The 22,619-nt window shown below is 60.6% G+C and carries 20 protein-coding genes and 4 tRNA genes; 13 read left to right on the plus strand and 11 right to left on the minus strand.

The features are described from left to right. Window positions 1–9: 9 nt before the first annotated feature. Window positions 10–723, minus strand: a complete 714-nt coding sequence (locus V3W40_RS32960) for a UTRA domain-containing protein (protein ID WP_330216431.1) — start codon at window positions 721–723, stop codon at window positions 10–12. 347 nt (window positions 724–1,070) lie between these two features. Here V3W40_RS32960 and V3W40_RS32965 point away from each other — a divergent pair, with 347 nt between their 5' ends. The 6 genes from V3W40_RS32965 to V3W40_RS32990 all read left to right on the plus strand — a co-directional run bounded on the left by V3W40_RS32965 (window position 1,071) and on the right by V3W40_RS32990 (window position 6,546). Continuing rightward, window positions 1,071–2,147, plus strand: coding sequence for an ABC transporter substrate-binding protein (locus V3W40_RS32965; RefSeq protein WP_330216421.1), 1,077 nt, complete (start codon window positions 1,071–1,073; stop codon window positions 2,145–2,147). A 293-nt stretch (window positions 2,148–2,440) separates the two neighbouring features. Continuing rightward, window positions 2,441–3,247: an alkaline phosphatase family protein gene (locus V3W40_RS32970; RefSeq protein ID WP_065924532.1), complete on the plus strand. Its 807-nt coding sequence runs from the start codon at window positions 2,441–2,443 to the stop codon at window positions 3,245–3,247. Next, a complete protein-coding gene (locus tag V3W40_RS32975; RefSeq protein WP_027607116.1) occupies window positions 3,244–4,089 on the plus strand; it encodes an ABC transporter permease in 846 nt (281 codons plus the stop codon). The genes V3W40_RS32970 and V3W40_RS32975 overlap by 4 nt, the downstream gene beginning before the upstream one ends. Beyond that, entirely contained in the window at window positions 4,076–4,876 is an 801-nt protein-coding gene (locus V3W40_RS32980; protein ID WP_065924531.1) for an ABC transporter permease, read from the plus strand. The genes V3W40_RS32975 and V3W40_RS32980 overlap by 14 nt, the downstream gene beginning before the upstream one ends. Continuing rightward, window positions 4,873–5,862: an ABC transporter ATP-binding protein gene (locus tag V3W40_RS32985; protein WP_065924530.1), complete on the plus strand. Its 990-nt coding sequence runs from the start codon at window positions 4,873–4,875 to the stop codon at window positions 5,860–5,862. Before V3W40_RS32980 ends, V3W40_RS32985 begins: the two co-directional genes overlap by 4 nt. Before the next feature lie 30 nt (window positions 5,863–5,892). After that, window positions 5,893–6,546, plus strand: a complete 654-nt coding sequence (locus V3W40_RS32990) for an HAD family hydrolase (protein ID WP_027607113.1) — start codon at window positions 5,893–5,895, stop codon at window positions 6,544–6,546. Window positions 6,547–6,643: 97 nt separating this feature from the next. Here the strand turns inward: V3W40_RS32990 and V3W40_RS32995 are convergent, their stop codons facing one another. Next, a complete protein-coding gene (locus V3W40_RS32995; protein WP_065924529.1) occupies window positions 6,644–7,606 on the minus strand; it encodes a zinc-binding dehydrogenase in 963 nt (320 codons plus the stop codon). Window positions 7,607–7,744: 138 nt separating this feature from the next. Here V3W40_RS32995 and V3W40_RS33000 point away from each other — a divergent pair, with 138 nt between their 5' ends. Together V3W40_RS33000 and V3W40_RS33005 are read left to right on the plus strand one after the other, a co-directional pair. Next, window positions 7,745–9,826 carry a carboxy terminal-processing peptidase gene (locus V3W40_RS33000; RefSeq protein WP_174562728.1) on the plus strand — a complete coding sequence of 694 codons (2,082 nt, stop codon included), beginning with the start codon at window positions 7,745–7,747 and terminating at the stop codon, window positions 9,824–9,826. A 118-nt stretch (window positions 9,827–9,944) separates the two neighbouring features. After that, window positions 9,945–11,714: a bifunctional diguanylate cyclase/phosphodiesterase gene (locus tag V3W40_RS33005; protein ID WP_043293707.1), complete on the plus strand. Its 1,770-nt coding sequence runs from the start codon at window positions 9,945–9,947 to the stop codon at window positions 11,712–11,714. Here V3W40_RS33005 and V3W40_RS33010 read toward each other — a convergent pair. The 4 genes from V3W40_RS33010 to V3W40_RS33025 all read right to left on the minus strand — a co-directional run bounded on the left by V3W40_RS33010 (window position 11,711) and on the right by V3W40_RS33025 (window position 14,013). Then, on the minus strand, window positions 11,711–12,082 hold the full coding sequence (locus V3W40_RS33010; RefSeq protein WP_005786715.1) for a hypothetical protein: 372 nt from the start codon (window positions 12,080–12,082) through the stop codon (window positions 11,711–11,713). The genes V3W40_RS33005 and V3W40_RS33010 overlap by 4 nt on opposite strands. Then, complete coding sequence (locus tag V3W40_RS33015) at window positions 12,079–12,417, minus strand: helix-turn-helix domain-containing protein (protein WP_065924556.1); 339 nt, start codon at window positions 12,415–12,417, stop codon at window positions 12,079–12,081. The genes V3W40_RS33010 and V3W40_RS33015 overlap by 4 nt, the downstream gene beginning before the upstream one ends. 93 nt (window positions 12,418–12,510) lie before the next feature. Further along, a complete protein-coding gene (locus tag V3W40_RS33020; protein WP_027607108.1) occupies window positions 12,511–12,969 on the minus strand; it encodes a YkvA family protein in 459 nt (152 codons plus the stop codon). Between the two features lie 312 nt (window positions 12,970–13,281). Next, window positions 13,282–14,013 (minus strand): FKBP-type peptidyl-prolyl cis-trans isomerase, encoded by a 732-nt coding sequence (locus V3W40_RS33025; protein ID WP_012723274.1) that lies wholly within the window; start codon window positions 14,011–14,013, stop codon window positions 13,282–13,284. A gap of 258 nt (window positions 14,014–14,271) precedes the next feature. Between V3W40_RS33025 and V3W40_RS33030 the strand changes: the two genes are divergently transcribed. Together V3W40_RS33030 and V3W40_RS33035 are read left to right on the plus strand one after the other, a co-directional pair. Further along, on the plus strand, window positions 14,272–16,080 hold the full coding sequence (locus tag V3W40_RS33030) for a di-heme-cytochrome C peroxidase (protein ID WP_065924527.1): 1,809 nt from the start codon (window positions 14,272–14,274) through the stop codon (window positions 16,078–16,080). After that, the gene (locus V3W40_RS33035; protein ID WP_330216422.1) at window positions 16,077–17,243 is read left to right on the plus strand and encodes a catalase family protein; all 1,167 of its coding nucleotides are present in this window, start codon (window positions 16,077–16,079) and stop codon (window positions 17,241–17,243) included. Before V3W40_RS33030 ends, V3W40_RS33035 begins: the two co-directional genes overlap by 4 nt. Before the next feature lie 337 nt (window positions 17,244–17,580). Here the strand turns inward: V3W40_RS33035 and V3W40_RS33040 are convergent. From V3W40_RS33040 to V3W40_RS33055, 4 genes are all read right to left on the minus strand, one after another. Then, a tRNA-Asp gene (locus tag V3W40_RS33040) sits at window positions 17,581–17,657 on the minus strand. A gap of 19 nt (window positions 17,658–17,676) precedes the next feature. After that, window positions 17,677–17,752 (minus strand) — tRNA-Val (locus tag V3W40_RS33045). Window positions 17,753–17,928: 176 nt separating this feature from the next. After that, window positions 17,929–18,005, minus strand: a tRNA-Asp gene (locus V3W40_RS33050). Window positions 18,006–18,024: 19 nt separating this feature from the next. Then, a tRNA-Val gene (locus V3W40_RS33055) sits at window positions 18,025–18,100 on the minus strand. 159 nt (window positions 18,101–18,259) lie between these two features. Here V3W40_RS33055 and rdgC point away from each other — a divergent pair. From rdgC to sugE, 3 genes are all read left to right on the plus strand, one after another. Next, entirely contained in the window at window positions 18,260–19,180 is a 921-nt protein-coding gene (rdgC, locus tag V3W40_RS33060; protein WP_065939896.1) for a recombination-associated protein RdgC, read from the plus strand. A 91-nt stretch (window positions 19,181–19,271) separates the two neighbouring features. Continuing rightward, complete coding sequence (locus V3W40_RS33065) at window positions 19,272–20,237, plus strand: bile acid:sodium symporter family protein (protein WP_065924524.1); 966 nt, start codon at window positions 19,272–19,274, stop codon at window positions 20,235–20,237. A gap of 107 nt (window positions 20,238–20,344) precedes the next feature. Then, window positions 20,345–20,659 carry a quaternary ammonium compound efflux SMR transporter SugE gene (gene sugE, locus V3W40_RS33070; RefSeq protein ID WP_027607103.1) on the plus strand — a complete coding sequence of 105 codons (315 nt, stop codon included), beginning with the start codon at window positions 20,345–20,347 and terminating at the stop codon, window positions 20,657–20,659. 56 nt (window positions 20,660–20,715) lie between these two features. Here sugE and V3W40_RS33075 read toward each other — a convergent pair whose 3' ends face one another. Then, window positions 20,716–22,590: an MFS transporter gene (locus V3W40_RS33075; RefSeq protein ID WP_330216423.1), complete on the minus strand. Its 1,875-nt coding sequence runs from the start codon at window positions 22,588–22,590 to the stop codon at window positions 20,716–20,718. Between the last annotated feature and the right edge of the window lie 29 nt (window positions 22,591–22,619).

A 22,619-nucleotide genomic window follows, 5' to 3' on the forward strand; every position in this document is an offset into this window, starting at 1 on the left:
GCCCCCCGATCACACCACATCGACGCCGACATGAATCGCATCATGCCGCCAGAATTCCAGATCGCAGTCGATCAAGCGCTGGTGCTGGTCATAATTGACCCGGGCGATCCGCAAGCCCGGGCTGCCCACCGACACGCGCAATGCCGCCGCCGCTTCCCCCGGCAAAGAGGTCGGCACGATCTCGAAGCGCACCCGCCCGTAATGCAAGTCGTACTTGCGCGCATACAACTCGGTCATCGACTGATTCAGGTCGCACTCAAGAATCCCCGGGAAATACTGCGGGTTCAGGTAGTGCTCCACATACAACACCAGCCGCCCGTCAATCCGCCGTCCCCGGCAAATCTGGATCACCCTGGACAACGCCGGCAGCTGCAACCACGCACACACCGCGGCCGAGGCCGGCTGCAGCCGCGCACTGATCACTTCGGTGGATGCCACCCGCCCCTGGTCGTTGACCATGGCGTGAAAGTGGCTGCGCTGCATCAGGTTGTAGGCCAGGCGTGGCGGCGAAACGAACCAGCCCCGGCGCTCCTCGCGATAAATCTGCCCTTGGGCCTCCAGTTGTAACAAGGCTTCCCGCACGGTAATTCGAGTGGTACCAAACAACTCGCTGAGCTTGCGCTCGGCGGGCAGCTTGCTTGCAGGCGGCAACAGGCCGTGGTCGATCTGCTCTTGCAGCGCGAGCCCGATGGATGTCACCGCCTTGATTGCCTCATCACGCATCAACGTTACCTATCTGGACTAGACCAGCACTGTTCAGGTGCACAAACCGCTGCATAAGTGGGCTTGCACGACTGCTTGCCAGCCTAGGCACTCCTGATGACCGACAGATGACAGTCCCTGCCCCGTCCCTGCACCACACCCTGCAATACATCGGCCAAGTCCAGTCGCTGCGGGCATTTGAGCATGGTCTACGCTAAGTCTGCGCCGAGCGACATCAAGGCTATGAAAACGACATCGACATGAAACTGTCATCCATCGCGTCTAGATTGGCTCAGGTATTGCTCTGACCTAGACCAACAACACCGTAGAAAACACCGCCGCGTTGAAAACGCCCAAAGGAGCTTCGGATGAAACAGCTTTTCCTGGCATCACTGTTAGGCTCGACCATTGCCATGTGCACCGCAGCCATGGCCGCTGATACCGATCTAAAAACCTTGGAAGCCGCCGCGAAGGCGGAAGGTGCCGTCAACAGCGTCGGCATGCCCGATGACTGGGCCAACTGGAAAGGCACCTGGGAAGACCTGGCCAAGACCTACGGCCTCAAGCACATCGACACCGACATGAGTTCGGCCCAGGAAATCGCCAAGTTCAAGGCCGAAAAAGACAACGCCAGCGCCGACATCGGCGACGTAGGCGCCGCCTTCGGCCCGATCGCGGTGAAGCAGGAAGTGACCCAGCCGTACAAGCCGTCCAACTGGGCTTCGGTGCCGGATTGGGCGAAAGACAAGGACGGTCATTGGGCCCTGGCCTACACCGGCACCATCGCGTTCATCGTCAACAAGAAGCTGCTGCACGGTTCCCAAGTCCCTACCAGTTGGGCTGACCTGCAAACCGGCAAATACAAAGTCTCGGTGGGTGACGTGAGCACTGCGGCCCAGGCCTCCAACGCCGTACTCGCCGCCGCCATCGCCAATAAAGGCGATGAAAAGAACATCGCCCCCGGCCTGCAATTCTTCACCAAGATCGCCCAGCAAGGTCGCCTCGGCCTGTCCAACCCGACCATCGCCACCATGGAAAAAGGCGAAGTCGAAGTGGGTATCGTCTGGGACTTCAACGGCCTGAGCTACAAAGCCAAGATGGCCAACCCGGATGACTACGTGGTGCTGATCCCATCGGACGGCTCGGTGAAATCCGGCTATACCACCATCATCAACAAATACGCCAAGCACCCGAACGCCGCCAAGCTGACCCGCGAATACATCTTCAGCGACGCCGGCCAACTCAACCTGGCCCGTGGCAACGCACGTCCGATCCGTGCCGAAACCGACCTGAAGCTGCCGGCCGACATCGCCAAGAACCTGATCCCGGGCGAGCAGTACACCAAGGCCAACCCGCAGCCGATCAAGGATGCCGATGCCTGGGAAGCGACTTCCAAGAAGCTGCCACAGTTGTGGAACGAGCAGGTCATCGTAGAAATGAAGTAAGCCTGTCGCCCACATTGGAAATCCACTGGAGATCCAATGTGGGAGGGGGCTTGCCCTAATGCCAGTCAGTTAAGGCTTTTTGTAGGAGCGAGCTTGCTCGCGAAAAACTCACAGGCGCCGCGTTCATTCAGGAAGCACGCGTTATCGTTGACGTTTTTCGCGAGCAAGCTCGCTCCTACAGGAGGCGATGTACGCTTAACTGACTGGCATTAGGGCTTGCCCCCTCCCACACTTTTGACCTCGCTCCTCCAGGGGAAGTGAGTCAAGTCTATTGCTGCGGAGCGCTCTCCCCCATGAAGCACACTGTCATCCTTGTCGTGCTCGACGGCCTGAACTTCGAGGTTGCCCGGCACGCCATGGGACACTTGCAGGCCTATGTCGGCGCAGGACGCGCGGCCCTCTACAAGCTGGAATGTGAACTGCCCGCCCTGTCCCGCCCGCTGTACGAATGCATCCTCACCGGCGTGCCACCGATCCACAGCGGTATCGTGCACAACAATGTCTCGCGCCTGTCCAACCAGCGCAGCATTTTCCATTACGCCACCGACGCCGGCCTTACCACCGCAGCGGCGGCTTACCATTGGGTCAGCGAGTTGTATAACCGCACGCCCTTTCTCGCCGCACGGGATCGTCATACCGACGACAAGACGCTGGCGATCCAGCACGGGCATTTCTACTGGAATGACCACTACCCGGATTCCCACCTGTTTGCCGACGCCGACAGCCTGCGGCTCAAGCACGCGCCGGACTTTATGGTGGTGCACCCGATGAACATCGACGACGCCGGCCACAAGCACGGCCTCGACACACCGCAGTACCGCAACAGTGCACGCTCGGCCGACATCATCCTGGCCGACTACCTGCAAGCCTGGCTCGATGCCGGTTACCAGGTGCTGGTGACCGCCGACCACGGCATGAACAACGACCGCTCCCACAACGGCCTGTTGCCGGAAGAACGGGAAGTGCCGCTGTTCGTCCTCGGCGATGCCTTCAGCCTGGACACCCAAGCCGCACCGAAACAAACCGAGCTGTGCGGCACCGTCTGCGAACTGCTGGGCGTACCCCACGACAAACCTGTGTGCCGGGAGTTACTGAAGTGAGTTCAATATCCCGCGGCAAATGGCTGGCACTCCTGTGCCTGGTGCCTTTCGCGCTGTTCTTTATCGTGTTCGAAATCGCCCCGCTGGTATGGGTGCTGATCAATAGCCTGCAGACCGAAGACACTGGCTGGGGCCTGGACAACTTCACGCGCATCTTCAGTTCGAAGTTCTACCTGCAAGCCATCCAGTTCAGCCTGGAGATCAGCTTCTACTCGAGCATCTTCGGCATCATCATCGCCACGCTGGGCAGTTATTCCCTGCGCCGGGTGGATTCGCCGCTGCGCAACTTCGTCACCGCCTTCGCCAACATGACCAGCAACTTTGCCGGCGTGCCCCTGGCCTTCGCGTTCATCATCCTGCTGGGGTTCAACGGCAGCATCACCATCATGCTCAAGCAAGCCGGGATCATTCAGGACTTCAACCTGTACTCCAAGACCGGCCTGATCATCCTCTATACCTACTTCCAGATCCCCCTCGGCGTGTTGCTGCTCTACCCAGCCTTCGACGCACTGCGTGAAGACTGGCGCGAGTCCGCTGCGTTGCTCGGCGCCAATGGCTGGCAGTTCTGGCGACATATCGGCTTGCCGGTGCTCACCCCGGCGCTACTGGGCACGTTCGTGATCCTGCTGGCCAATGCCCTGGGTGCCTACGCGACGGTCTACGCCCTGACCACCGGGAACTTCAACGTGCTGCCGATTCGTATCGCCGGCCTCGTGTCGGGGGATGTATCCCTCGATCCAAACATGGCCAGCGCACTGGCCGTGGTGCTGGTTGCGCTGATGACCGTGGTCACCGTGGTCCATCAACTGCTGCTCAAGAGGAGCTACCATGTCTCGCGCTGAAGCCGGCCCGGCCTCCCTCTACCACCGCGTGGTGGTGTACCTGTTGTTCGCGATCCTGGTGCTGCCGCTGATCGGCACGTTCGTCTACTCCATTGCGAGCAGTTGGTCGGCAACCATTCTGCCGGCGGGCTTCACGGTGAAGTGGTATGTGCAGCTGTGGAGCGACCCACGCTTCCTGATGGCCTTCGGGCAATCGTTGCTGGTGTGCGTGGGCGCGCTGATCCTGTCGGTGGTGTTGATTCTGCCGCTGTTGTTCGTGGTGCATTACCACTTTCCCAGGCTCGACGCCTTGATGAACATCCTGATCCTGCTGCCCTTCGCGGTACCGCCGGTGGTGTCGTCGGTGGGCCTTCTGCAACTGTACGGTTCCGGGCCGTTGGCGATGGTGGGCACGCCGTGGATCCTGATCGGCTGCTACTTCACCGTGGCGCTGCCATTCATGTACCGGGCGATCACCAACAACCTGCAAGCCATCAACCTGCGCGACCTGATGGACGCCTCGCAACTGCTCGGCGCCAGCACCTGGCAGGCCGCGCTCTTCGTGGTGCTGCCCAACCTGCGCAAAGGCCTGATGGTGGCGCTGCTGCTGTCGTTCTCGTTCCTGTTCGGTGAGTTCGTGTTCGCCAATATCCTCGTGGGTACCCGCTACGAGACCCTGCAGGTGTACCTGAACAACATGCGCAACAGCAGCGGCCACTTCACCAGCGCCGTCGTGATTTCCTATTTCTTCTTTGTGCTGGTGCTGACCTGGGCCGCCAATACCTTGAACAAGGACAAAAGCCAATGAGCTTCGTCAGCGTCCAACATCTGCAAAAAGGCTACGCCGGCACCCCGGTGTTCAGTGACATCAACTGCGAAATCGCCAAGGGTGAGTTCGTCACCCTGCTCGGCCCATCCGGTTGCGGCAAGTCCACCCTGCTGCGCTGCATCGCCGGCCTGACCGCAGTGGACAGTGGGAAAATCCTGCTGGACGGCCAGGACATCGTTCCGCTGAGCCCACAGAAACGCAACATCGGCATGGTGTTCCAGAGCTATGCGCTGTTCCCCAACATGACCGTGGAACAGAACGTCGCCTTCGGCCTGCGCATGCAAAAGGTCAACGCCGATGACAGCCACAAGCGCGTGCAGGAAGTGCTGCAACTGGTGGAACTCAAGGACCTGGCCGGCCGCTACCCGCACCAGATGTCCGGCGGCCAGTGCCAGCGGGTGGCCCTGGCCCGCTCCCTGGTCACCCGCCCGCGCCTGTTGCTGCTGGATGAGCCGCTGTCGGCGCTGGATGCACGGATTCGCAAGCACCTGCGCGAACAGATCCGCCAGATCCAGCGCGAACTGGGGTTGACCACGATCTTCGTGACCCATGACCAGGAAGAAGCCCTGACCATGTCGGACCGGATCTTCCTGATGAACCAGGGCAAGATCGTGCAAAGCGGCGATGCCGAGACCCTCTACACCGCACCGGTGGATGTATTCGCCGCCGGTTTCATCGGCAACTACAACCTGCTGGACGCCGACAAGGCCAGCCAACTGCTGCAACGCCCGATCAGCGGGCGCATCGCGATTCGCCCGGAGGCCATCGAACTGAGCCGCAGCGGCGAACTCGACGCGCTGGTGCGCAGCCACAGCCTGCTGGGCAACGTGATTCGCTACCGCATCGAAGCCCGTGGCGTGGAATTGGTGGTGGACGTGCTCAACCGCTCGGCGGACGATCTGCACCCGGACGGCCAGCGCCTGGCACTTTCCATCGACCCCAGTGCGCTGTGTGAAGTAGCCTGAGCAGCAGTGAATCTTGAGAGAGCGTAACGGATGGCATTGGTAATTTTTGATTTGGACGACACCCTGATCCATGGCGACTGCGCCACCCTCTGGAGCGAACAGATGGGGCGCCTGGGCTGGGTCGACCCGGCGTCGTTCATGGGCAGGAACAACGAGCTGATGGACGCCTACAGCCGCGGCGAGCTGGCCATGGAAGACTTCATGGACTTCAGCCTGGAGCCGATGATCGGCCGCACCCCGGAGGAAATCGAGCACCTGGTGGAGCCCTGGGTCGAGGATGTGATTGAACCGCTGATCTACAGCGACGCCACCAGGACCATCGCCCGCCATCGGGCGAATGGCGACCGGATCCTGGTAATCTCCGCCTCGGGGACCCACCTGGTGAAACCGATTGCGGCGCGTATCGGCATTGATGAGGTGCTGGGGATTGAGCTGGAAGTGAGTCATGGCGTGTACAGCGGCCGTACCGTGGGGGTACTGACCTACCGCGAAGGCAAGATCACGCGCTTGCTGGAATGGCTGGAACAGGAAGGTGAATCGCTGGACGGCGCGTATTTCTATTCGGATTCGCGCAATGACTTGCCGTTGTTGCTGAAGGTGGAGCACCCGCAGGTGGTGAACCCGGACCCGGTGTTGCGCGCCCACGCCGAAAAATCCGGCTGGCCAATCCACCACTGGGTCTGAGACCGCCTATCCCGACTTGAAATCCAATCAAAGGTGGGAGGGGCGGTGCGACGATTCGACTTGCCCCCTCCTACATCGACCCTATTCCAATCCGGGATCAGGTCAGGCTCTCGTCAATTACCAACACCAGCTTCCCGGCGATCTGGTTAGTCGCCAGCTCCGCAAACGCCGCCTCGGCATCCTTGATCGGGAACGTCCTGGCCAATTGCGGGCTCAGGCGACCTTCGGCAAACAACGGCCATACATGCTGGCTCAGGTCGCTGAACAGGTCGGCCTTGAACTGATCGTCACGGCTGCGCAGGGTCGAACCCAGCAGTTGCACACGCTTGGCCAGCACCTGGGCCAGGTCCAGTTGCGCCTCGCGGCCGCCCATCAAGCCGATCAACACCCAGCGACCGTCCAGCGCCAGCAGCTTGAGGTCCAGCGCGGCGTAGTTGCCGCCGACCGGATCGAGGATCACATCGAATGGCCCGAAATCCCGCAGCCCTTCGATACCGTCAGTGCGCACTACGCCGCCCTGGGCGCCCAGGTCTTCACAGTAGGCCAGGCGCTGCGCCGAGCCGACGCTGACCCAGCACGGGCTGCCAAATGCCTTGCACAGCTGGATGGCCGCCGAGCCCACGCCACTGGCGCCGGCGTGCAGCAACACTTTCTCACCGGGCTTGAGGCCCGCCAGTTGGAACAGATTCAGCCACGCAGTGCTGTACACCTCCGGCAGCGCCGCCGCTTCAATCAGCGACAAACCTTCTGGCACCGGCAGCACATGACGTGCATCCACCACCACTTCTTCGGCCATGCCGCCACCGGCCAGCAACGCACAGACGCGATCGCCCACCTGCCAGGACGAACCCGGGCCCACTTCACTGATCACCCCGGAACACTCAAGTCCCAGTACGGCACTGGCGCCAGGCGGTGGCGGATAGAGCCCTGCACGCTGCAATAAATCGGCGCGATTAAGGCCCGCAGCCGCCACACGAATGCGAACTTGGCCTACATCACATGTAGGACTTGGTTCGTCCAACCACTCCACATGACCTTCAACGCCTTGCAATGCTTTCACAGTGCCTCCATAGTGAGTCTGGACTGAGCCCGTAGCAGTAGCGCCGGGCTTTTTGCATTATGCGACCGGCCCCTATGGAACCGGCAACTTCAAAGACGGCCTAATATGCGTTATCAATTGCCCCCGCGTCGAATCAGCATGAAGCATCTGTTCCCCAGCACCGCCCTCGCTCTTTTCATTGGTATCGGCTTCGCGTCGATGTCGACCAATACGTTCGCAGCCAACAGCTGGGACAACCTTCAGCCGGACCGCGATGAGGTGATTGCCAGCCTTAACGTCGTCGAGTTGCTCAAGCGTCATCACTACAGCAAGCCGCCGCTGGACGACGCGCGCTCGGTGATCATCTATGACAGCTACCTCAAGCTGCTGGACCCGTCGCGCAGCTACTTCCTGGCCAGCGATATCGCTGAGTTCGACAAGTGGAAGACGCAGTTCGACGACTTCCTCAAGAGCGGCGACCTGCAGCCCGGCTTCACCATCTACAAGCGCTACCTGGATCGCGTGAAAGCGCGTCTGGACTTCGCCCTGGGTGAGTTGGACAAGGGTGTCGACAAGCTCGACTTCACCCAGAAGGAAACCCTTCTGGTGGACCGCAAGGACGCGCCTTGGCTGACCAGCACCGCCGCCCTCGACGACCTCTGGCGCAAACGCGTCAAGGACGAAGTGCTGCGCCTGAAGATCGCCGGCAAAGAGCCCAAGGCCATCCAGGAACTGTTGACCAAGCGCTACAAGAATCAACTGGCACGCCTGGACCAGACCCGTGCCGAAGATATCTTCCAGGCCTACATCAACACCTTCGCGATGTCCTACGATCCGCACACCAATTATCTGTCGCCAGATAACGCGGAAAACTTCGATATCAACATGAGTCTGTCCCTGGAAGGCATCGGTGCCGTCCTGCAAAGCGACAATGACCAGGTGAAGATCGTGCGCCTGGTGCCGGCCGGTCCGGCAGACAAGACCAAGCAGGTTGCGCCTGCCGACAAGATCATCGGTGTGGCCCAGGCCGACAAAGAGATGGTCGATGTGGTCGGTTGGCGCCTGGACGAAGTGGTCAAGCTGATCCGTGGGCCGAAAGGCAGCGTGGTGCGCCTGGAAGTGATTCCGCACACCAATGCACCGAACGACCAGACCAGCAAGATCGTGTCCATCACCCGTGAAGCGGTGAAGCTCGAAGACCAGGCCGTGCAGAAGAAAGTCCTCAACCTCAAGCAGGATGGCAAGGACTACAAGCTGGGGGTGATTGAAATCCCGGCCTTCTACCTGGACTTCAAGGCCTTCCGTGCCGGTGACCCGGACTACAAGTCCACCACCCGCGACGTGAAGAAGATCCTTACCGAGCTGCAGAAGGAAAAAGTCGACGGCGTGGTCATCGACCTGCGCAACAACGGCGGCGGTTCCCTGCAGGAAGCCACCGAGCTGACCAGCCTGTTTATCGACAAGGGCCCGACCGTGTTGGTACGCAACGCTGATGGCCGTGTCGACGTGCTCGAAGACGAGAACCCGGGTGCCTTCTACAAAGGCCCGATGGCGTTGCTGGTCAACCGTCTGTCGGCTTCGGCTTCGGAGATTTTCGCCGGTGCCATGCAGGACTACCACCGCGCGTTGATCATCGGCGGCCAGACCTTCGGCAAAGGCACCGTGCAGACCATCCAGCCGCTGAACCATGGCGAGCTCAAGCTGACGCTGGCCAAGTTCTACCGGGTTTCCGGGCAGAGCACCCAGCATCAGGGCGTACTGCCGGACATCGATTTCCCGTCGATCATCGACACCAAGGAAATCGGCGAAAGCGCCCTGCCGGAAGCCATGCCGTGGGACACCATCCGTCCTGCGATCAAGCCGGCCTCGGACCCGTTCAAGCCGTTCCTCGCGCAGTTGAAGGCTGACCACGATACCCGCTCCGCCAAGGATGCCGAGTTTGTGTTCATCCGCGACAAGCTGGCCCTGGCCAAGAAGTTGATGGAAGAAAAAACCGTAAGCCTCAATGAAGTGGACCGTCGTGCACAGCACTCCGACATCGAAAACAAGCAACTCGCCTTGGAAAACATCCGCCGCAAGGCCAAGGGCGAAGAACCCCTCAAGGAGCTGAAGAAAGAAGACGAGGATGCGCTGCCGACCGAAGCGGATAAAACCAAGCCGGAAGACGACGCTTACCTGGCCGAGAGCGGCCGGATCCTGCTGGACTACCTGAAAATCACCAAACAGGTGGCCAAGCAGTAAATGATGGCGATTTAATGTGATCGCTCCCTGGAGTGTCATCATATAGACATCATTCTGTCGTGAAATGAAGGACCGTCGGCGTAACGCCCACGGTCCTTTTTTTTCGATCGAGATCGCCATGACTATGACCGAACAGCTGAGTGCATTGGGCTCTATCCTGGCTCAAGGCAGTTTGCACAGCCTGTTCCAACCGATCATCTGCCTGTCAGAACGGCGCATCCTTGGCTACGAAGCCCTCAGCCGCGGCCCGTCGAACAGCCCGCTGCACTCCCCCATCGCGCTGTTCTCGGTGGCGCGCCATGCCGGTCGCCTCAGCGAACTGGAAATGGCCTGCCGCGAAAGCGCATGCCGCCGCTTCAGCGAGCAAAAGCTGCCGGGCAAGCTGTTCCTGAATGTCTCGCCCGAATCCTTGATGGAGACCGCTCATCAACCGGGCCGCACCCTGCAATTGCTGCGCGACTTCGGCATTCCGCCGAGCCAGGTGGTGATCGAACTCACCGAGCAGACCCCCACCGACGATTTCGACCTGCTGCAAACCGCCCTGCACCATTACCGCAACATGGGCTTTTCGATTGCCTTGGATGACTTGGGTGCCGGCTATTCCAGCCTGCGCTTGTGGTCGGAGCTGCGCCCGGATTACGTGAAGATCGACCGCCACTTTATCGACGGTATCCATCAGGATGCGCTCAAGCGTGAGTTTGTCGGCTCTATCCTGCAGATCGCCAGGGCCTCACGGGCCCAGGTGATCGCCGAGGGCATCGAATTGCCGGAAGAGCTGGCGGTATTGACCGAGATGGGCGTCGACCTGGTCCAGGGTTACCTGCTCTGCCGTCCACAGGAGCAGCCGCCACAGGAAGCGCGCCAGATGCTGCCCAAGCCCGACCAGGCCAATGTGGCCCTCAGCGAAGAAGCCGGCGACCTCAGCGCCCTGCTCAGCGAACAACCGGCAGTCGATCAGGACACCGCCACCGCCCAGGTGTTGGAGGCGTTCCGCCGCCAGGCCAACCTTAACTCCCTGGCGGTTCTGGATGGACGCGGCCACCCGGTGGGGATCGTGCACCGGCATTCACTCTCCGATGCGCTGCTCAAGCCGTTTGCCACCGACCTGTTTGCGCGCAAGCCCATCAGCCGGCTGATGAGTACGGATTTTCTGGCGGTAGAGTTGAGCCAGTCGCTGCAACAGGTCAGCCGCCTGCTGACCAGCCGCGCACGGCAACGTATCGAAGAAGATTTCATCATCACCCTCAATGGCGATTACCTCGGCCTGGGCCGGGTAATCGATGTACTCAAGCTGATCACCGAACTGAAAATCCAGCAGGCGCGCTATGCCAACCCGCTGACCCTGCTGCCCGGCAACGTGCCGATCCAGCAGTGTCTGACGCGACTGTTGCAGCAACAGCGGGAATCGGTGATCTGCTACGTGGATATCGACAGCTTCAAGCCGTTCAACGACATCTACGGCTACGGACGTGGGGATGAGGTGTTGCTGTGCCTGGCGCAGTGCCTGAACGACCGGGTCGACCCCAGCCGCGACTTTGTCGGGCATATCGGTGGCGATGACTTTCTGCTGGTATTGGGGCCACAGGATTGGCGCAAGCGGCTCAACCAGCTGCTGGACGATTTCCATACCCAGTGCCGGCGCTTCTACCGCGCCGAGCACCTCGACGCCGGCTGCTTCGTGGCACTGAACCGCCAGGGCGTACGCCAGGAGTTTGCGTTGCTGTCACTGTCGATCGGGGTGGTGCATTTGTATCCACAGGCCTGTGGACAACTCGATGCCAGCCAGTTGGCGGAACTGGCCTCGCAGGCCAAGCACCATGCCAAGGATATGACCGGCTACAGCATCCATGTGATCGACAGCATGGACATGTTGCCCCAGGCACTTTAAGCCTCGGCAGACTCCGGATACTCGTATTCGAACACCCGCACCACTTCCGAGGCATGCCAGGAGGCGGCGGCCACACCATCGGACGGCCCGCTGAAACGCCCCAGGCGCTCCACACACTCAAAGAACCCGGTACGCGGCAGGCGGCTGGCGCCCTGGCTGATCACCAGGGAGCTGCGCAACGGTTGCTCGGCCTTGGCGTCCAGCGCCGCCAGGTGCTCCAGGGCAGCGGCCAGGGTTTGCATCGCCGGCGTCGGAAATTGCAGGCGCTCCAACAGTGCTCGGTAGGTCAGCAGATGGCGCTGGCGGCGCGCCTGGTCCAGTTCGTTAAGTAACCCATCCCAATGTTGACGACTGATACGTAGGCTCAAGATTCATCCCTCCAACCTGCAACGCCTAATTCCCAGGCCAGGCTGCGGCGGATTGCGGCATCCGGCTGACGTTCACCACTTTCGATCAATCCTAGATACGAGGGGCTGATGCCCACGGTGCGGGCCAACGCTTCAATCGCCAGGCCCTTGGCTTCACGCAAGCCGCGCAGGTCTGCGAGCGGGCGCAAATCCTGGTCAGGTGCGGCGTGTGCAGTAGGAGAAGGCGTCGGTGAAGGCTGTTGCTGACCGGCGGCTTTTAGCAGCGCCTGGTACTGATCCCATGGCAACACCGCGTACTCGGGTTCGCCATTGCGTGAAATTATCTGAATATCCATGACCGCCCCGTAGGATAACTGCACTTACTGAGTAAGCTCTTTCCTTAGGAGTGTAATCCTAACAGCCACAAAGGTCGCAGGGGGATAGCCACGTCATCCGTTTTTTTGCGGGTTTTCCTTGGCCAGCAAGGCCGGGGTGGCAGGCAAACGCTCAACCACCGCGAGTTTTTCCGGGCGCTGTGCGTCACGCCAGGCGCGAAACGCGCTCAGTTCACCTTCCAGGGTCTTCATGACCCACGCCAGTACGGCGATGTCGTCGAGCATGCCGAACATGGGGATAAAGTCCGGGATCGCATCAATCGGGCTGAGGAAATACATCAACCCCGCCACCACAGAGATCAGCGCCTTGGGGCTGATGGCTCGGTACTCGCCACGCCAGTAGGCCAGGCACAGGGATTGAAGCAGCTTGAGATCATCCTTGAGCTTACCCAGGCGGTTGCCCTGGCTGGAGCCTTTGGCGGCGACAGCGAACAGCAGGGTCGGCAAACGTCCACGGCCCAGCAAGCGTGCCGCCATGGGCAGGAAACGGGTGAAATTGAAGGGTGGTTTCATCTGTCACTCCAGTTCCATCAAACAGAAAGGTTATCCACACAAATTGTGGATAACCTTGTGAACAGAGCCTGTTTTACCGGCTGAAAGCCACGGTCTACAAGGCTTCCAGTCAGATCGGGCGTTTTTTGCGCACATCAAAAAAACCCAAGAATTCATTGACTTGGCGCAGATGTGCCGATACCCGTACTCGAGTCTTACATCAGACTGTTACAGCGTACGGGCGTTCGATCGGATGTCTACAGGTACTGATTTTGAAAACCCCGAAAACAACAACGCCCCGTCAAGACGGGGCGTTGCGTGTTCAAGCGCCGATTACTTCTTGGCGGCAGGTGCAGCAGGGGCTTCAGCCTTGGCTGGGTCCTTGATGGCCAGCAGTTCCAGGTCGAATACCAGCACCGAGTTTGCCGGGATTGCCGGGCTCGGGCTCTGGGCGCCGTAGGCCAGGTCGGACGGGATGTACAACTCGACCTTCTCGCCTACGTGCATCAGTTGCAGGCCTTCGACCCAGCCAGGAATCACGCCGCTGACCGGCAGGTCAATCGGGCTGCCGCGATCCACGGAGCTGTCAAAGGTGGTGCCGTTGGTGAGCTTGCCGGTGTAGTGAACAGTCACCACGTCAGTTGGCTTAGGCTGTGGGCCGTCGGCTTTCTTGGTGATCTTGTACTGCAGGCCGGAAGCGGTGGTGACTACGCCGTCTTTCTTGGCGTTGTCTTCGAGGAATTTCTTGCCGGCGGCTGCCGACTCTTCGCTCATTTTGGTCATGCGTTCTTCAGCACGCTTCTGCAGTGCGGCAAACGCTTCAACCAGTTCGTCGTCTTTGAGCTTCTGCTCTTTCTTGCCGACGGCATCTTCGATGCCTTGGGCTACCGCTTTGGAATCCAGGTCATCCATGCCTTCCTGGGCAAGGCTTTTGCCCATGTTCAGGCCGATGCCGTAGGAAGCTTTCTGCGCCGGGGTTTTCAGCTCTACGCTGGTCTGCGAATCACAACCCGCAAGTACCAGGCTAACCAGGGCCACCGCCGCCGCCAACCGATGCTGTTTCATGCTATTTCCTTGTTCATGCGCCAAAAGGGCATTCGAATAAAGTCGCGAGCTTATCAGGCGGCCACGACCAATGGCTACCGGCATGTGAGCAGGAAACTTCCGATAAGTTCACGTGTTTAAAAGCATTTTCATTCATTATGGGAGCCCGTGACGGATCGCGGGACCGCCTCTCATCTGACTCATGGCCACTTGCCGCACCCGTGGCGTAGTGGCATAACAACGCGACCACTCGACAAGGCCGAGACAAGGATAGCCATCTTGCGCATTTTTTCCCGTGTTTTACTGCTGATACTCATCGCGCTGGGCCTGATCCTGGCCGTGGTGCTGTACTACACCGTCAACCCCAGGCTGCCCGACTACGTGCCGGTGGAACAGGTGCGCTACCAGGACCAATGGAGTGCCGCCGACCGCCAGACCTATTACTTCACGCCCCAGGGCACCCAAGTAAAAGGCCTGCACTACAACTGGTTCACCGCCCTGGAACTGCCGTTCTCCGAGCGGCGTTTTGCCACGCCGGAGTACCTGGCGCGCTTCGGTTTCCTGGTGGACCCCAAGCAGGTACCCACCACGCAAAACCCCGGCAACCTGCCCGTGGGCTTCGCCCGGCACAAAAACGCCGACAGCAACGTCGAGTACCTGGATATTACCTGCGCCGCCTGCCATACCGGCGAATTACACTTCAAGGGCCAGGCCCTGCGTATCGACGGCGGCTCGGCCCAACACGTACTGCCTTCCAGCGTACCCACCTTGCGCGGTGGCAGTTTCGGCCAGGCCCTGGTCGCCAGCCTCGCCGCCACCTACTACAACCCCTGGAAATTCGAGCGGTTTGCCCGCCAGGTGCTGGGGGATCGCTACGACGCCGAGCACAGCCAGTTGCGCGAGGACTTCAAACAGTCGCTGAACCAGTTCCTCAAAGTCGCCTGGAACGACACCCACCGCGGCCTCTACCCCACCGAAGAGGGACCAGGCCGCACCGACGCCTTTGGCCGAATCGCCAATGCCAGCTTTGGCGATGCCATTTCGCCAGACAACTACCGCGTCGCCAATGCGCCGGTGGACTACCCGCAGCTGTGGGACATCTGGACCTTCGACTGGGTGCAATGGAACGGCTCGGCCCAGCAACCCATGGCGCGCAATATCGGTGAAGCCCTCGGTGTAGGCGCGACATTGAGCTTTTTCGACGCCGCCGGCCAACCGCTTCAGGGCGATGCGCGCTACCCGTCGAGCGTCAGGGTGCGTGACCTCAACCGGATCGAAGAAACCCTGCAACGCCTCAAACCACCGACCTGGCCCGAGGACTTGTTCGGCCCCGTCGACAAGCCCCTCGCCGCCCAGGGCCGCGCGCTGTTCGCCGAGAACTGCGCCGGCTGCCATGTACCGGCCGTCACCGAGGAAAATGGCCGCCCGGTGCAGCAGCTGAAAATGCTGCCGGTGGAGTACATCGGCACCGACCCCGGCACCGCCAGCAACATTGCCGACCAGCGCTATGACCTCAGTGCCCTGCAGTGGGACCCGGCGGAACTGGCCAAGCTCAATGTCGAACTGCACCCCACCCCCACCGAGCCGCTGGACCTGAAGAAAATGTCCGTGGCCAAGGGCCTGGCCTACGTCACCGCCTTCGTCGAAGATCACGCCTACCGCGCCGCCGGCGTCACCGCGGCCGAGCGCCCGCGCCTGGATGGCTACGGCCTGCCCATTGGCGTGCGCGAGTTGCGTGCCTACAAGGCCCGCCCGCTGGCCGGTGTGTGGGCGACCCCGCCGTTCCTGCACAACGGCTCGGTGCCGACGATCTACCAGTTGCTCTCGCCTCAGGATGAACGCAGCACCACCTTCTATAAAGGCACCTTCAACTACGACCCGCGTCACCTGGGCTTTGAGACCGCAGCGTTCAAGAATGCCTTCCTGTTCGATACCAAACTCACCGGCAACCACAACAGCGGCCACGAATTCCGTGCCGGCAAGCGTGGCAATGGCGTTATCGGCCGCAGCTTGCTGCCGCAGGAACGCTGGGCACTGCTGGAATACCTCAAAGTGCTGGGCGGCCCGCTGGAGCAACAACTGCCATGATGATCCGATCTCGATACGACCAACCTTCCCTGCTCGCCCGCCTGTGGCTGGGCCTTGGCCGGTTTCTCGGCAAGACCCTGTTGTGGCTGGTGGGCCTCGGCCTGCTCGGCTGGCTGGCGAGCACGGCCTGGTTTGCCTGGCAGCACAGCGGACCGGTGTCGCCGGACGAGCAGATCCCTGCGGGTGAAGCGGCAATGACCCAGGGCATTATCCAGACCGCCGTGCGCATCGTTGACCAGCATCGCGAAGGCACGCGTTACCTGCGCGATGCCCACGCCAAGGCCCATGGTTGCGTGAAAGCCGAAGTCAGTGTGCTGGCCGATCTCGACCCGGCGTTGCGCCAGGGCGTATTTGCCGAACCAGGCAAGACCTGGCAGGCCATGATGCGCTTGTCCAACGGCAACGCCTACCCGCAGTTCGACAGCATCCGCGATGCCCGGGGCATGGCGCTCAAGCTGTTGGATGTGCCGGGCAAACAATTGCTCGCCGACCAGCAGGCCCGCACGGAACAGGACTTCGTGATGTTCAGCCACCCGAATTTCTTTGTCAGCGATGTGGCGGAGTACGCGCAGAACATCGGCGCCCAGGCGGATGGCAAGAAAGTCCTGGCGTTCTTCCCCAAGGCCGACCCGCGCAGTTGGCAGGTGCGTCACCTGTTTATCGCCCTGGCAACCCTGGCACCCGCACCGGCCAGCCCGACACAGACCACCTATTTTTCGGTATCGCCCTACAAGTTCGGCGCGGCCAATGCCAAGTTCCGTGTGGCGCCCGACCCACAGAGCTGCCCGGAATACGCCCTGCCCAAGCAGAACCAGGACCTGCCGAACTTCCTGCGCAGTGCCTTGAGCCAGCAGCTGTCCACCGACCGCGTGCCGGCATGTTTCGTGTTGCAGATCCAGCGGCAGAACCCGCAGAAATTCATGCCGATCGAAGACACCAGCATCGAGTGGAAGGAGAGCGATGCGCCCTACGAGGGCGTAGCCAAGGTGCGGATCCCGGCCCAGGATTTCGATACGCCCGAGCAGAACCTGGCGTGCGACAACCAGTCGTTCAACCCATGGTTTGGCGTAGCCGAGCATCGGCCCATCGGTGGCATCAATCGCTTGCGCAAGGCGGTGTATGAAGCGGTCAGCGATTACCGCCACAGCCGCAACGCCCCGTAAAGACTGCGTAACAATTGGCCCGGCGTCGTAAGGATTGCGTCGGGTCTATTGAGGCGCTTTCGCCGTAACTCTACCGTGGACGCCTACTCCATCACGTAGGAAGCCCATCGTGGAAAGCTCAACCCTAGGCATGATCGTCCTGAGCATAATCGCCGTGTTCGGCACTGCGTCTTTTTGCTTCGAGCACTTGGCCACGCGCCAGCCACGCAAGAAAAAGGTCAGGTAGCGTCAGCGCAAAGGCAAGGCGCAGAAAGGTCAAATCGCAGGCAAAAAAAACCCGCTCAATGAGCGGGATTTCTGTGGTGACCTGGCGTTCAGTGGGCCAGGTGACCGAATATGGCGCAGCGGACGGGACTCGAACCCGCGACCCCCGGCGTGACAGGCCGGTATTCTAACCGACTGAACTACCGCTGCGCGTAACACGTGAAGCGAATGGTGGGTGATGACGGGATCGAACCGCCGACCCTCTGCTTGTAAGGCAGATGCTCTCCCAGCTGAGCTAATCACCCTTCGTTTCGGTGTGGGCGCATCATACACCAAAAAATCGTAATGTCTTGATTTAAATGCAATTTATTCAAAAAAAGTTCATCGTACGATTTTTTGCCATATTCCGGACAGCAAAAAGCCCGCGATCAGGCGGGCTTTCTGTGGTGACCTGGCGTTCAGCGTTCCAGGCTACCGAATATGGCGCAGCGGACGGGACTCGAACCCGCGACCCCCGGCGTGACAGGCCGGTATTCTAACCGACTGAACTACCGCTGCGCGTAACACATGAAGCGAATGGTGGGTGATGACGGGATCGAACCGCCGACCCTCTGCTTGTAAGGCAGATGCTCTCCCAGCTGAGCTAATCACCCTTCGTCTCGGTGTGGCGCGCATTCTACGGAGCGACCTTGGGTCTGGCAAGCACTTTCTTAAATCTTTTTTTTGAGGCCTTCCAATGGCTTAGGCAGGGTTGGCCTGGGGCGCTATCAAGAGAATAATGCCCCCCTTTGTATAAAGGAGAGACTCACCCCATGTGGTTCAAGAACCTGCTTATCTATCGCCTGACCCAAGATCTGCCTGTTGATGCCGAGGCGTTGGAAGCGGCCATGGCCACCAAACTGGCGCGCCCTTGTGCAAGCCAGGAGTTGACCACCTACGGTTTCGTCGCGCCTTTCGGTAAAGGCGAGGACGCTCCCCTGGTTCACGTCAGCGGTGACTTCCTGCTGATCGCCGCCCGCAAGGAAGAACGCATCCTGCCGGGTAGCGTGGTGCGTGACGCACTGAAAGAGAAAGTCGAAGAGATCGAAGCCGAGCAAATGCGCAAGGTCTATAAAAAGGAACGCGACCAGATCAAGGATGAAATCATCCAGGCCTTCCTGCCCCGCGCCTTTATTCGTCGTTCGTCGACCTTTGCCGCCATCGCGCCGAAACAGGGCCTGATCCTGGTGAACTCCGCCAGCCCGAAACGCGCCGAAGACCTGCTCTCCACCCTGCGGGAAGTGATCGGCACCCTGCCGGTTCGCCCACTCACCGTGAAGACCGCGCCCACGGCCATCATGACCGACTGGGTCACCACCCAGAAACCGGCCGCTGACTTCTTCGTCCTCGACGAATGCGAACTGCGCGACACCCACGAAGACGGCGGCATTGTGCGTTGCAAGCGCCAGGACCTGACCGGCGAAGAAATCCAGTTGCACCTGACCACCGGCAAAGTCGTGACCCAATTGTCCCTGGCCTGGCAGGACAAGCTGTCCTTCATGCTCGACGACAAGATGACCGTCAAGCGCCTGAAGTTCGAAGACCTGCTGCAAGACCAGGCGGAACAGGACGGTGGTGAAGAGGCCCTGGGTCAACTGGACGCCAGCTTCACGCTGATGATGCTGACCTTCGGTGACTTCCTGCCGGCGCTGATCGAAGCCCTTGGCGGCGAAGAAACCCCGCAAGGTATCTAAGCCGTTTGAAGATCAAATTGTGGGAGGGGAATTACCCCTCACACATTTGATCGCATTTGCACTTCAAGAATCTAATAACAAGGACACCCCCATGCGCGCACTCGCCGCCTTGAGCCGCTTCGTCGGCAATACCTTCGCCTACTGGGTGTTGATCTTCGCCGTTGTCGCGTTCCTCGAGCCCAGCTGGTTCATCGGCCTGAAAAGCGCCATCGTCCCGCTGCTGGGCCTGGTGATGTTCGGCATGGGGCTGACCCTCAAACTTGAAGACTTCGCCGAAGTCGCTCGCCACCCGTGGCGCGTGGCTCTGGGCGTGGTCGCGCATTTCGTGATCATGCCGGGGGTGGCCTGGCTGCTGTGCCAGGCCTTTCACCTGCCGCCGGAAATTGCCGTCGGCGTGATCCTGGTCGGTTGCTGCCCAAGCGGCACCTCCTCCAACGTGATGACCTGGCTGGCCCGTGGCGACCTGGCGCTGTCGGTGGCCATCGCTGCCGTCACCACCCTCCTCGCCCCGCTGCTCACCCCGGCGCTGATCTGGCTGTTGGCCTCGGCCTGGTTGCCGGTGTCGTTCATGGAGTTGTTCTGGTCGATCCTGCAAGTGGTGCTGCTGCCGATCGTGCTCGGCGTGGTCGCGCAACGCGTGCTCGGCGAGCGGGTCCGCCATGCGGTGGACGTGCTGCCCCTGGTGTCGGTGGTCAGCATTGTGATCATCGTCGCCGCGGTAGTGGCTGCCAGCCAGGCGAAAATTGCCGAATCGGGCCTGCTGATCATGGCTGTGGTGATGCTGCACAACAGCTTCGGCTACCTGCTGGGCTACTTCACCGGCCGCGTGTTCAAGTTGCCATTGGCCCAACGCAAGTCGTTGGCGCTGGAAGTGGGCATGCAGAACTCAGGGCTGGGCGCCGCCTTGGCCAGTGCGCACTTTTCGCCGTTGGCGGCAGTGCCCAGTGCGTTGTTCAGTGTCTGGCACAATATTTCCGGGGCATTGCTGTCGACGTATTTCCGCCGCATGAGCGAGAAGGAAGACCGCCGCGTAATGGAGAACACGCCGCAAACTTGATCGCATGATCAATTTTCGGCACTCTACCGAGCTTCGCGGGGACGACCTCGCGACGCTGTCGAGGCGCACAATCCGGGGACGACCCCGCCTATGGAAGCGAGGTCATCATGTCCTGGATCATTCTGTTTTTTGCCGGCTTGTTCGAAGTCGGCTGGGCCGTCGGCCTGAAGTACACCGACGGTTTCAGCAAGCCACTGCCCACGGCCCTGACGATTGCAGCCATGGCTATCAGCCTCGGCCTGCTGGGGCTGGCCATGAAAGAACTGCCCCTGGGCACCGCCTATGCCATCTGGACCGGCGTGGGTGCGGTGGGCACCGTGATTGCCGGGATTGTCCTGTTCGGGGAGTCCATGGCGTTGTTTCGATTGGCCAGTGTGGCGTTGATCATTTGCGGGCTTGTTGGGCTTAAGATCAGCGCTTAGGCCGCTACCGCCATCGGGGGCAAGCCCCCGATGAGTCCGGAACATCCAGCACAGAACTACCTGACACTCCCCCGCAAAACACCCACCACCGCCTGCAACTGCGCAGGCGTAGCCGCCCCCACGGCAACAGGCTCACCCGCTACCAATACCACCCGCGACCAGATCCGATGAAAGAAGCCCTTGTGCGGATCGCGGCTGAAGAAACTCCCCCACAGCCCCTGCAACGCCATCGGAATCACCGGCACCGGTGTCTCTTCCAGGATGCGCGTCACCCCACCACGGAACTCATTCATCTCGCCATCCGCCGTCAATTTGCCTTCCGGGAAGATACACACCAACTCCCCGTCCTTCAGGTACTGGGCAATGCGCGTGAAGGCCTTTTCGTAGATCTGGATATCTTCATTGCGCCCGGCAATCGGAATCGCCCCGGCGGTGCGGAAGATAAAGTTCAGCACCGGCAAACGGTAGATCTTGTAGTACATGACAAAGCGAATCGGCCGACGCACCGCGCCACCGATCAACAACGCATCGACAAACGACACGTGATTGCACACCAGCAACGCTGCGCCTTCGTCCGGGATCAGGTCGAGGTTGCGATGCTCCACGCGGTACATGGAGTGGCTGAGCAGCCAAATCATGAAGCGCATGGTGAACTCGGGGACGATCTTGAAGATGTAGGCGTTGACCGCGATGTTGAGCAGCGACACCACCAAGAACAACTCCGGGATCGACAGCTTGGCCGCGCTCAGCAGCAGGATCGACACGATCGCCGATACCACCATGAACAGCGCATTGAGAATGTTGTTGGCGGCGATCACCCGCGCCCGCTCGTTCTCGGCGGTACGCGACTGGATCAGCGCGTACAGCGGCACGATATAGAAGCCGCCGAACACACCCAGGCCAAGGATATCGAACAACACCCACCAGGCTTGGCCGTAGCTGAGCACCGCGAGCCAATCGTTGGCTTGAACGTTCTGCGGGAAGCCCCCGGAATGCCACCACAACAGCAGGCCGAACACCGTCAGGCCGAACGAGCCAAACGGTACCAGGCCGATTTCCACCTTACGCCCGGAGAGTTTTTCGCAGAGCATCGAGCCCAGGGCGATGCCCACCGAGAACACCGTGAGGATCAGGGTGACCACGGTTTCATCGCCGTACAACCATTCCTTGGCGTAGGCCGGGATCTGCGTCAGGTAGATCGCGCCGACAAACCAGAACCACGAGTTACCGACAATCGAGCGCGACACCGCGGGCGTCTGCCCCAGGCCCATGCGCAGCGTGGCCCAGGACTGGGTGAAGATATTCCAATCCAGGCGCAGTTGCGGCGTGGATGCGGCCGCCCGTGGAATGCTGCGGCTGGCCAGGTAACCCAGCACCGCCACGCCGACAATCGCCACCGCCACGATCGGCGCGTAATGGGTGGACGACATCATGATACCGGCGCCAATGGTGCCGGCCAGGATGGCCAGGAACGTACCCATCTCCACCAGGCCGTTGCCACCTACCAGCTCATCTTCGTGCAGGGCCTGGGGCATGATCGAGTACTTCACCGGACCGAACAGCGCCGAATGGGTACCCATGGCAAACAACGCCAGCAGCATCAATTCCAAATGGTTGAACAGGAAGCCTGTGGCACCGACGGCCATGATCACGATCTCGCCGATCTTGATCGCACGGATCAACGCATCCTTGTTGAATTTTTCGCCAAACTGCCCGGCCAGCGCCGAAAACAGGAAGAACGGCAGGATAAACAGCAAGGCGCACAGGTTGACCCAAATGCTGCGGTCACCGTCGATGGTGAGCTTGTAGAGAATCGCCAGGATCAGCGATTGCTTGAAGATGTTGTCGTTGAAAGCGCCCAGCAACTGGGTGATGAAAAACGGCAGGAAGCGCCGTGTGCGCAGCAAGGTGAATTGTGAGGGGTGGCTCATCGTCCGTGTTCCTGCGTGGCCTAATAGTT

Source organism: Pseudomonas sp. AM8 (assembly GCF_036346475.1).
Lineage (GTDB): Bacteria > Pseudomonadota > Gammaproteobacteria > Pseudomonadales > Pseudomonadaceae > Aquipseudomonas > Aquipseudomonas marginalis.

What these genes read in the sequence shown, in the direction of transcription:
- rdgC (WP_065939896.1), top strand. Translation starts at nt 18,260, where the DNA reads ATGTGGTTCAAGAACCTGCTTATCTATCGCCTGACCCAAGATCTGCCT.
- V3W40_RS33000 (WP_174562728.1), top strand. Translation starts at nt 7,745, where the DNA reads ATGAAGCATCTGTTCCCCAGCACCGCCCTCGCTCTTTTCATTGGTATC.
- V3W40_RS33015 (WP_065924556.1), bottom strand. Translation starts at nt 12,417, where the DNA reads ATGGATATTCAGATAATTTCACGCAATGGCGAACCCGAGTACGCGGTG.
- V3W40_RS32980 (WP_065924531.1), top strand. Translation starts at nt 4,076, where the DNA reads ATGTCTCGCGCTGAAGCCGGCCCGGCCTCCCTCTACCACCGCGTGGTG.
- V3W40_RS32970 (WP_065924532.1), top strand. Translation starts at nt 2,441, where the DNA reads ATGAAGCACACTGTCATCCTTGTCGTGCTCGACGGCCTGAACTTCGAG.
- V3W40_RS32965 (WP_330216421.1), top strand. Translation starts at nt 1,071, where the DNA reads ATGAAACAGCTTTTCCTGGCATCACTGTTAGGCTCGACCATTGCCATG.
- sugE (WP_027607103.1), top strand. Translation starts at nt 20,345, where the DNA reads ATGTCCTGGATCATTCTGTTTTTTGCCGGCTTGTTCGAAGTCGGCTGG.
- V3W40_RS33020 (WP_027607108.1), bottom strand. Translation starts at nt 12,969, where the DNA reads ATGAAACCACCCTTCAATTTCACCCGTTTCCTGCCCATGGCGGCACGC.
- V3W40_RS33005 (WP_043293707.1), top strand. Translation starts at nt 9,945, where the DNA reads ATGACTATGACCGAACAGCTGAGTGCATTGGGCTCTATCCTGGCTCAA.
- V3W40_RS33075 (WP_330216423.1), bottom strand. Translation starts at nt 22,590, where the DNA reads ATGAGCCACCCCTCACAATTCACCTTGCTGCGCACACGGCGCTTCCTG.
- V3W40_RS32960 (WP_330216431.1), bottom strand. Translation starts at nt 723, where the DNA reads ATGCGTGATGAGGCAATCAAGGCGGTGACATCCATCGGGCTCGCGCTG.
- V3W40_RS33065 (WP_065924524.1), top strand. Translation starts at nt 19,272, where the DNA reads ATGCGCGCACTCGCCGCCTTGAGCCGCTTCGTCGGCAATACCTTCGCC.
- V3W40_RS32985 (WP_065924530.1), top strand. Translation starts at nt 4,873, where the DNA reads ATGAGCTTCGTCAGCGTCCAACATCTGCAAAAAGGCTACGCCGGCACC.
- V3W40_RS33035 (WP_330216422.1), top strand. Translation starts at nt 16,077, where the DNA reads ATGATGATCCGATCTCGATACGACCAACCTTCCCTGCTCGCCCGCCTG.
- V3W40_RS33025 (WP_012723274.1), bottom strand. Translation starts at nt 14,013, where the DNA reads ATGAAACAGCATCGGTTGGCGGCGGCGGTGGCCCTGGTTAGCCTGGTA.
- V3W40_RS32990 (WP_027607113.1), top strand. Translation starts at nt 5,893, where the DNA reads ATGGCATTGGTAATTTTTGATTTGGACGACACCCTGATCCATGGCGAC.